The sequence below is a fragment of the Alkalinema pantanalense CENA528 genome (assembly GCF_050753345.1).
Lineage (GTDB): Bacteria > Cyanobacteriota > Cyanobacteriia > Leptolyngbyales > Leptolyngbyaceae > Alkalinema > Alkalinema pantanalense.
Map to the genome: position 1 here is coordinate 1 of NZ_JBLZFX010000146.1, position 10544 is coordinate 10544.

At 46.5% G+C, this 10544-nt stretch carries 6 protein-coding genes; 5 read left to right on the forward strand and 1 reads right to left on the reverse strand.

The annotated features are described in order from the left end of the window. Positions 1–102 precede the first annotated feature (102 nt). The gene (locus tag ACN4EG_RS26040) at positions 103–2409 is read right to left on the reverse strand and encodes a chemotaxis protein CheB (protein WP_431633201.1); all 2307 of its coding nucleotides are present in this window, start codon (positions 2407–2409) and stop codon (positions 103–105) included. Between the two features lie 783 nt (positions 2410–3192). Between ACN4EG_RS26040 and ACN4EG_RS26045 the strand changes: the two genes are divergently transcribed. From ACN4EG_RS26045 to hypF, 5 genes are all read left to right on the forward strand, one after another. Next, positions 3193–3771, forward strand: a complete 579-nt coding sequence (locus ACN4EG_RS26045; protein WP_431633202.1) for a hypothetical protein — start codon at positions 3193–3195, stop codon at positions 3769–3771. 158 nt (positions 3772–3929) lie between these two features. Continuing rightward, on the forward strand, positions 3930–4148 hold the full coding sequence (locus tag ACN4EG_RS26050; RefSeq protein ID WP_431633203.1) for a hypothetical protein: 219 nt from the start codon (positions 3930–3932) through the stop codon (positions 4146–4148). Between the two features lie 355 nt (positions 4149–4503). Then, positions 4504–5997, forward strand: a complete 1494-nt coding sequence (locus tag ACN4EG_RS26055) for an alpha-amylase (protein WP_431633204.1) — start codon at positions 4504–4506, stop codon at positions 5995–5997. Between the two features lie 721 nt (positions 5998–6718). Continuing rightward, positions 6719–7213 carry a host attachment protein gene (locus tag ACN4EG_RS26060; RefSeq protein WP_431633205.1) on the forward strand — a complete coding sequence of 165 codons (495 nt, stop codon included), beginning with the start codon at positions 6719–6721 and terminating at the stop codon, positions 7211–7213. A 111-nt stretch (positions 7214–7324) separates the two neighbouring features. Then, complete coding sequence (gene hypF / locus ACN4EG_RS26065) at positions 7325–9784, forward strand: carbamoyltransferase HypF (RefSeq protein WP_431633206.1); 2460 nt, start codon at positions 7325–7327, stop codon at positions 9782–9784. The last annotated feature ends 760 nt before the right edge of the window (positions 9785–10544 follow it).

Here is a 10544-nt window from a genome sequence, read left to right on the forward strand (position 1 = left end):
GTTCCATTGTTAATACGGGCATGCGACACGGTCTTTCCGCTTTTCAAGCCATTGAAGCCGCTCTTGACCCCTCGCAACCCTTATTCCCTCTGGGTTGAGTAGTTACAATCGGCGAATGCAAAGATCATCGGACAACATCAAGATGGGAATATTGACATTGTTGATCAAGTTCAGCAGGTCATCATTGGCACGACGAGCTTCAAGGTTACGATTTTGCAGTTCCTCATTGGTGGTTTTCAGTTCCTCATTGGCTGACTGAATCTCCTCCTTTGCAGTTTGCAGTTCTTCGTTGGTGCTTTTCAGTTCTTCATTACTAGAAAGAATTTCTTCATTCGCCGCAATCAACTGTTGATTGGTCGATTCTTTCTCCTCGATCGTCAGTTGTAACAGCGTTTGGGTATCGAGCAACTCTTGACGGGTACTGGCCAATTCCTGACGAAGTCGGCGAATTTCTGGATCAAGCTCAACGACCTCTGCTTCTGGTTCTACGGTTTGGTCGGGTGAGGCTAGGGAGGGTTCGGGGTCTTCCCGCTCAAACAGAATCAGATAGCAACGTTCAGGGGGGGTTGAGGTGTGGAAGGGAATCACTTCCACTGTCAAACCAACTTCGGACAATTGAGATAAATCCTGAACCTTGAGTCCCTGCCGTCGGACGGCGATGCCCTGCTGCTTAGCAGATTCGATCGCCATTCGCAGATCAATCAATAAACTGGGACGAATCATCTTCAACAGGGTGTAGCTCGGTTCGCCAGAAGGAATTCTTAGATAGGGGCTGGTATCCCCGCGAAATTGCAAAATTTCCAACTGTTCATTGACAATCACGCCCGCTGGCCCAAAGCGACTCAGCACAATCTGGTCAGCCCACTGTTGCAAGTTACTACGATTCAGCGATGCAGAAAATCCCTGGCGCTGTTCCAACTCCACCTCCCTAGGATAGTAGCTGGCGATGAAGTCAAAATTCAGTCGCGAGGGCACCGATCGCCGGGTATAGATCTTGGCTTGAGAATCAAATACTTCAAACAGATCCGTTGTGTCTCCCAGGCTTTCGGAATTACCAAACACCAGGAAACCCGTGGGCTTGAGGCTGTAGTGGAAAAAAGACAACACTCGCTTTTGGAGGGCAGGCTTAAAGTAAATCAGCACATTGCGGCAACTGAGCAGGTCAATATCCGAAAAGGGCGGATCGCTGCTGAGATCCTGACGGGCAAAAACGCAGAGTTCCCGTACCGATTTTTTGATTTGATAGCCACCATCCAGTTCGTTAAAAAAACGCAGGCGGCGTTCATTGGAGATCCCTTCCATTTGGGTTTCGCGATAAAACCCTACGCGGGCAATTTCGATCGCCTCATCGCTAATGTCCGTCCCAAAAATCTGAATGGTGGGACTAATCAATAGGGACTGCAGATGCTCAAGCAAGCACATTGCCAGGGAATAGGGTTCTTCGCCAGTGGCGCAGCCGGGCACCCAGATGCGAATACTAGTCGTGGCAGTGGATTGTTGCAATAACAGAGAAAACACTCGTTCCCGAAGGATGGTATAAACTTCGGGATCTCGAAAAAAGCTGGTGACGGTAATGAGGACATCGTGGTACAGGGCTTGAATTTCGCCGGGGTGTTCGCGCAAATATTGAACGTACTCACTTAAGTTGAGACATTTTTGTAGGGCCATGCGTCGCTGCAAGCGCCGCTGAATGGTGGTGGGCTTATAGTTCGCAAAGTCAACTCCCGTTTGCCGATGGAGCAGCCGAAATATAGTCACAAGCTCATCTTCTTCGATCGGCGAAGGCGTAACGGCATCTTGATCCAAGTCAGTACGGAGATAGGGATGCCGCTTGAGTTTGATGAGTTCCTCCGCCATGGTGGCAGGAGACAGCACAAAATCCACACTCCCCGTCGCAATGGCCGCTGCTGGCATATCAATAAATTCAGCAGTCTCCCGATCTTGGGCAAAGACAATGCCCCCCTCCGCCCGGATGGCCTGTACCCCTAGAACCCCATCGTTATTGCTACCGGAAAGAATAATGGCGATCGCTTTACTTTTTTGATCAGCGGCTAAGGACTTAAGAAATAAATCAATGGTCTTCACCCGACGGTGGGTTTGATCACAGTCTGCAAGGTGAAGTCGCCCTTGATCGATCGTCATCTGGGCATTGGACGGAATGACATACACGTGATTCGCTTCTACGAGCGTATCCTGTTCCACAGTCGTGACTGGCATCGGAGTGACCCGTGACAGCAACTCGTCTAACAAACTGTCCTGTTCCGGTGACAGATGCTGCACCACGACAAACGCCATCCCAGTCGTAGGAGGTAAATGGCTCAACAGTTCTGAACAAGCCGCGAAACCGCCTGCAGAGGATCCAATACCAACAATGAGTAATTCTTCGTTTGTCGCGTTGGAATCTGTCATTAACCATGCCCCTCCAAGGGCCGCTGAATTCAGGGAACACACCTCTGCTGCTTAACTTCTGCTGCTCAACCTTTGCAGGCCAATTGAGTTACTCAATTGAGTCGCTCAAGCAAGTTTGAACTCTGAGGTAGATAGGTGCTAACTCGGTGTAGTGTACGGCATGCTGTGTATCCTTGCCCCCAAGAAACTGAGATTTTTTGAATCTTGCAGTAACCCTAAAATCCAAATCCTATTTTTTTTGAAGCTTAAATCAAAATTATAAATACTAGTAATCCTTATTATAGATTTTTTCTAAAATACATTTGTCCCACTTGATTAAAACCAAGTGGCTACAAGGCTGGTTCTACTGTTCAACGATTTGACCAGCAATCCTGTTTAAGTCATTGACAGGAGCACAAATTCTTCAAAATAAGAATTGCGGCAACAACAATCTCTTAAGCTATTTCCTAAGCACAGAGGTATAGGTTCTCCCTAAATGCATTATTACAAATTTGACCCTTCACAATTGCAATTAGGAGAAGGGGAGCCAGATTCAAAATTCAAAGTCCCTCTCCCGCACTGGAAGAGGGATTTAGGGTGAGGGTTGCAAAAGTGAGATGCGCCCCTGAATTGAGACTATTACTAGGCGATCGCTGCCTAGGAAAAAACTTCACTATACCTATTTAGAGCGGGATAACTGGATTAGGGATTATTCCTTTTAATAGAACAGGGAAGCAATCTTGATTCACTATGATAGCTGGCATGTAAAAGATTTTTTCACGTATAAAGAAACGAGGTGAAATGATGAATCGTCCTAATAACTCTGATTTAAATCAACCTACTACGCTGAATAATGTTCACGGTCGTCCGATTACTACAGATGAAAAAGCCTATCGTGATGGATACGTGGAAGGTCGCACTTTGCAACAAAACAATCAGTATCAACGGGAAAAGGTGGCCGAAAGTAATGGCATTGCCAACGGGATTATTATTGGAGGCATCCTTGCTGCCATCGTGGGTTTAGGTGCTGCTGCGATCGCTTACTACAATCGTCCTCAAGTTCCTGTACAACGATCGGTCATTGTTGAGCCAACCACCGCACCGAGTCCTCAATCGAGCGCTTCTCCGGCTGCTAAACAAACAACAATCATCGATCGAACCATTGAAAAGGTCACTCCCGCAGCTCCCCCTGAAATCAAGGTAATCGAAGTGCCTAAAGCGGTTCCCGTTCCGGTTCCCGTTGCACCTCCCGCAGCGCCCCAAAGCTCTCAGACCACACCTCGGAGCTCATCCAGTTCTTCTGAAGGTTCTCCTTCCAGCAACACTCCTTCTACCAATTCTACAACCACTACCCCAACCGATAGCTCTAGTCCTTCAAACTAAATCTAACCTATCCTCAATAGCTACTTTTCTAGCAATTAACTAATGTCACAGAATTGATTTTTTTGAGTTCTCCGATCGTACCCGTTATCCTCACTCTTCCTTAGGAGTTAACTATGAGTGGACAAATGTGTTGGCTCAGGCCGTTCGGATCTGACGAAATGATTCTACATCTACGATTACGCCCCTCCGATCCGTGGCAACCCTACACAGCATTACGAACCTTTTCAGTGCCAGATTATCGGGTGCCTCGGGGGTCTAAAGGCTGGGCAACTTACCAAACATTACGCTTGGCTCATTGGGAACTAGTTCCCACCCAGGATGCCTATCAATCTTTAACCTATGCAGCAGATGAAGTGCAACACCCTGAAGCTGCTTAATTCTAAGTCTCAAATTCTGAATCGGTAATATCTGAATCGGTAATATCTGAATCAGTAATATAGGACAGGATGACTGGCTGGATAACTTAGAGGGATAACGGAAAAAGCAGGACGTACTCAGTACTGTCTGTTGCTCTTCCTAAAGGTAGAGATCAATGAATAACTCGCCACTCTCTAAATACAGATGACACCTGGTCTACAGTGTTTGATACTGGCCAATAGAGAATTTTAGCCCTCCCTGCTTTAACCTCTTATCATTCTAATCACGACTCATTGTAAATTGTGATTGCTGGTATTAAATCATTTTCCTGTCCAAAACTAAACTTTCTAATTTATTGCTCTAAGGAGCTTCAAAATGGCTGAATTTAATGGTGTTATGATGCAATATTTCCACTGGTATAACGAGCCAGATGGGATGTTGTGGAAGCAGGTGGCTGAGTCTGCGGAAGAATTAGCAGCGCTTGGGGTAACTTCTCTGTGGCTTCCCCCCGCATACAAAGGCACTGGGGGCGGCTATGATGTGGGCTACGGGGTGTATGACTTATTTGACCTAGGCGAATTTGACCAAAAGGGGTCGGTTCGGACAAAGTACGGTACCAAGGATGAGTACTTAGCTGCGATCCAAGCGGCTCAAAAGGTTGGAATTCGGATTTATGCCGATGCTGTTTTCAACCACAAGCTAGGTGCAGATGCTGAGGAAGAAGCCCAAGCAACCCCATTAAATCCTGATAATCGTAACGAAGCCATTGGTGAATATCAGACGATTAAAGCTTGGACTCACTTTACATTTCCAGGGCGAAACGGTAAATACTCCAGCATGGAATGGCATTGGTGGCATTTCGACGCGATCGACTACAATGCCTACAATGAAGGGGAAAACGCAGTTTATCTCCTGAAAGGGAAAGAATTCGATTACAACGTTGATTTAGAAAAGGGTAACTTCGATTATCTGATGGGATGTGATCTAGATATGGATCATCCCGAAGTCATGGGAGAACTGAAATACTGGGGCGAATGGTACGTTGATATGACCGGTGTGGACGGTTTCCGCTTTGATGCCGTCAAGCATGTGAAGGCAGACTTCTTCAGGGATTGGCTGAACCATGTTAGTCATCAAGTTGGTCGAGATTTATTCGCAGTCGGCGAATACTGGTCCTATGATGTAGAAGCGCTTCACGCATTCTTGGAAACGACAAACGGACGGGTCACATTATTTGATGCTCCTTTACACTACAATTTTCATGTCGCCAGCCAAGCGGGTGCCGACTATGATATGAGGCAAATTTTTGATAATACGTTAGTTCAACAACAACCTGCCCTCGCGGTAACCCTAGTTGAAAATCACGATTCCCAGCCCTTACAGTCCTTGGAATCTGTTGTAGAAGCGTGGTTTAAGCCCTTGGCCTATGCTTTAATCCTATTGCGTCGTGAAGGCTATCCCTGCATTTTCTATGCGGATTACTACGGTGCTCATTACAAAGACACAGCCAATGATGGCAATGAGTACGAGATTTGGATTGATTCCCATAAGTGGTTAATCGACAAGTTCCTGTTCGCTCGTCAAAACTTAGCTTTCGGTGACCAGTACGATTACTTTGACCACGCCAATACGATCGGTTGGACTAGACTAGGCACTGAAGAATGTCCCGGCGGTATGGCAGTGGTGTTAAGTAATGGTTCCGACGGGAGCAAGTGGATGGAAGTAGGACAACCCAATGCCACCTACGTAGATATCACAGAGCACATTAGTGAACCCGTTGTCACTAATGACGAAGGATGGGCAGATTTCCGGTGTAACGGTGGCTCTGTCTCGGTATGGGTGCCTGAAACCTCATTGCCTACCACTTAGGATAAAGAATTGCCAGCATTAAGACTTGCCATAGGACTTGCATTAAGACTGTATCTATGCATGTTTAACTAGACAAGCTCGCTGAGCGATCGTTAACTCACACTTGCTCAACTCACACTTCTCAATTTTTACATTCTCGCCTCCACTACTCATGCTGGAGGCTTTTCTAATGGTTTTTTATAGCATTGTTTAGTTAATCAATCTGTTAATCATGGTCATAATATCCACTCTATTTCCTTTGATGAGACTCTAATGAGACTCTAATGAGACTTAACGGAGAGTTAGCAGATTCTCCGACATTTCTGCATAGGTTACAAATTGCCTTGTGGGCATTGCTGAACTGGACTATGAAACAGTTGGTGCAAGCCTTGCGACTTTGTCCTCGATCTGACGCAACCATAGTGTTATTCAGCAGTGCCAAAATTCCCTTGTGAACGTGGCGATACCAGGGGATCATGATTATTTTGTGCAAAGAATAATTCAGGGATTATCATTTCCCTCACATCGATATGAGCTGCAATTACAAGATTACGGATATCGTTTTGGTACATCATGAACTTTTTGCCTCAAAAACGATAGCGTACTTTACTCACATTAAATATATTGTTGTCGAACTTAATAAGAGGGATGCAAACTTTAAGGTTTATTTGCGATTTGGATTACAATTCCGTTAATATCTTACGATCTAAGGATAGAAGTCCTTACCCCGGAGGAGAGTGCCATGCGTCACATTCTCGTTGCAGTGATGAATGGTTCAAAAGCTCGTTTTTTGACCTTAGAAAGTTGTGAGATTCCCGAATTTAGCAATGCTTGCAATTTAGTGGAACAGGATAGCTTGTTCAATAGTGAGCATGAAATGACAGGACAGGAGCTTTGGTCTAACTCCAAAACTGGACGAAACCGCAGTACTAGCAGCCAAGCCCATAGCTATGACGACCATCGCCAACAGCATCGCGTGGAATATGAACGACGGTTTGCCGGAACGATCGCCCAGCGTTTGCTGACCCTACTCAAATCCGGCCAAACCCAGCATTTCATTCTGGTGGCAGAACCGCAGTTTCTTGGCATTGTCAGGGAAACGCTCCTACCGTTGTTGCCCAAAGGATTAGACATTACCAAATTGGCCAAAGACCTATGTAATTTGACACCAACTGAACTCCAAGCATATCTCGCTCAGAAAAACCTTCTACCAGCCTTACCACGGATAACGCGCTAAAAATCAGACTGACTTAAAATCAGCCCAATTTAACGTTCAATTTTCATTTTAATTGGGTCAACTTAATTGGGTCAACGATGTGTGATTGATCGACTGAATGGCGTATATCCCATGCTGCGACAACAACTCCATGTTGCTGGTATTGTTCAAGGTATTGGCTTCCGTCCGTTTGTCTATCAATTGGCGACAACATTGGGATTGACGGGTTGGGTGCAAAATGACGCTCAGGGCGCTGTGATTGAGGTTGAAGGCCCGATCGATCGCTTGCAGCAATTTCACGATCGCCTACAAACGGATTTACCATCCCATGGCTTGATTCAACGCATCACCCTGACGACCCTTGACTCTACTGGCGATCCCCACTTTGAAATTCGCCCCAGTCAGTCAAACCCTGCAACGACCCTGATTCTTCCAGATTTAGCCACCTGCCCTGCTTGTTTACGGGAACTCTTTGATCCGAACGATCGACGGTATCGCTATCCCTTTATCAACTGTACCCACTGTGGGCCACGCTACAGCATTATCCAGGGTTTACCCTACGATCGTCCAAATACGACGATGCGGGATTTTGTCCTCTGTGATGCCTGTCGCGCAGAGTATGAAAATCCTCGGGATCGACGGTTTCATGCCCAGCCGATCGCCTGTCCCCACTGTGGGCCGCAACTAGCTCTGTGGGATCGGCAAGGTAACTCACTCGTTCGCGGAGATGAAGCCCTGCTGGCAACAGTGTCCGCCCTTCGGCAGGGAAATATTGTGGCGATTAAAGGTTTAGGGGGATTTCAACTTCTGGTTGATGCCTATAATTCGACCGCGATCGCCCAGTTACGGCAGCGCAAACATCGCCCTGACAAACCCTTTGCCCTCATGTATCCTTCGTTGACTGCCCTTCAGGCGGATTGCCCAGTCAGCGATCGAGCGTCACAGGTCTTAACCTCCGCTGCTGCTCCCATTGTCCTGTTACCGCATCACCTAGATCGGAGCCATTCACGCCTGAACCAGGATTTAATTGCACCTCAGAATCCCTATTTAGGGGTGATGCTGCCCTATACGCCGCTGCATCATTTGTTAATGGCAGCGTTAAACAGCCCAGTTATCGCCACAAGTGGCAATCTTGCAGGGGAGCCGATTTGTATTGATGAATGGGAAGCCGTTCGCCAATTAGGCTCGGTTGCGGATTATTTCTTGGTGCACGATCGCGCGATCGCCCGCCCAGTGGACGATTCCGTTGTCCGGCTGATCACGGTACAGGAATTCAGCGAGGCATCCGCCGAGGTATCCGGTCAAACCTTGGAGCAGGAATTGATGCTACGACGGGCGCGGGGCTATGCGCCTTTGCCAATTACTCTGAAGCTTCCAAATGCGAGGCATAATTCTTCTATCCTTGCTGTAGGTGGCCATCTCAAATCCACGATCGCAATTACGATTCCAGAGTCCATCCTTCAAGATCAGTCCAAGGATGCCACTGCTGGCAATCATCCATCTGCTAATCAAACTTCTAGTAATTCTTTCAGTGTTGTTAATATTCTTTTGAGTCAACACCTAGGCAATTTAGATAATTGGCAAACAGTTACTACCTTTCATGAAGTCGCGGAGTCTTTACAAGCAATCTACGGTATTCAAGCAGCAGAGATTATCTGTGATTTACATCCTGATTATTTTTCAACCCAATACGCACAAAATCACCTACAGAATCACGCGATCGCGCCCATTGCGGTTCAACATCACCACGCCCACATTGCAGCCTGTATGGCGGAACATCAACTAACGCAGCCTGTGTTAGGCATTGCCTGGGATGGGACGGGCTACGGAACCGATGGCACGCTCTGGGGGGGCGAATTTATGATCGCAACGCTGACGGACTTTCAACGATTGGCGACGTTCGAGCCCTTTCGGTTGCTGGGAGGAGAACAAGCCGTGCGGGAGCCCCGTCGCATTGCGATCGCCCTGCTCTATGAACTCTTTGGATCAGCCCTGTGGGAGCAGGGGGAGCAGCTTAATTTGCCTGCGGTAAAAGCATTTACAGTGCAGGAGCGATCGGTCTTAAGCCAAATGTTACAGCGATCGGTCAATTGTCCCATGACCTCTAGTGTGGGGCGATTATTTGATGGCGTGGCCTCACTCCTCGATTTGATACAGGTCAGCACGTTTGAAGGCCAAGCGGCAATGGCGGTGGAGTTTGCCTGTGGTGCAGAGACGATAGAGAATTGGCCCAATCATGCGAGTTATTCGTTTGATATGTATGAAGAAGCATCACATTACGTGGTGAATTGGAAGCCGATCGTGCAGGGAATTTTGCAAGATTTACAGCGATCGGTTTCTCAATCCACCATTGCACTTAAGTTTCACCAGACCCTAGTGGACATCATTGTAGCAATCGTACAACGAAGTGACTTATCAACCCTTGTGTTATCCGGTGGGTGCTTTCAAAATAAATGGTTACTGGAACAGTCTATTCAACGCCTGCATAATTTAGGATACCCACTCTACTGGCCCCAGAAAATCCCACCCAATGATGGCGGGATCGCCTTGGGACAAGCGGCAGTCGGATTATCCCGTTTAAATAATACGTAGAATGAGTGACTCAAATTAGCTGATTGAATAGGTTAGCCGGGAAAAGTATCGTAGATCGTGTCATGACATTGAACACCAGCAAAAGTCAAGAGAAATCATGAGTCTATTTCCAAGTTTCCATTCCACCCACAATACGATTCACTAACATTGATAGATCGATCTAGTTTCAATTCAAATTAATTTATGATTAAGAGATCGGTCAAGAAATTCTCTAATTTGCTACCAGTAAGGATTCCAGTATTTTCTCAATCGAAATAATATATTTTGAAAGTCGTTTTAGAAACTTTTCTATCATTATTGCCGTCACCTTCCATAACTCCAATCATCAGGGAGATTATACTACTTATGGAGTATGAAGAATGAACTTGGTCGTGATCGGCTCCTCTGGTATCTGGCAAGGGATCAAACGATCAAAATCATGGTTGCTAAGTTTAGGATTCCTCGGAATCACGATCGGGGTCAGCTTGATTCCAGACATAACAATTCCAGGTCGTTTATCATTGCTAATTTTTAGTATCACTGTTAGTCTTTGGACGTTAACCAGGTTAAATGTTAGTTATGTTGCAGTTTTTGCTGCGCTTGCCCTAGTTCTGACTGGCGTCACCCCACAAAGTCAGATGTTTCAGACCTTAGGAGACGAAATTATCTGGTTGATGATTAGAGTTGTTGGGAAATAAAACCAGCTCTGGGACAGGGTTTGCCCTGACTGTTATCTAACTTATGCTGCATCTAAGTAGAAGTTCCACAAGCCTGCTGCGTT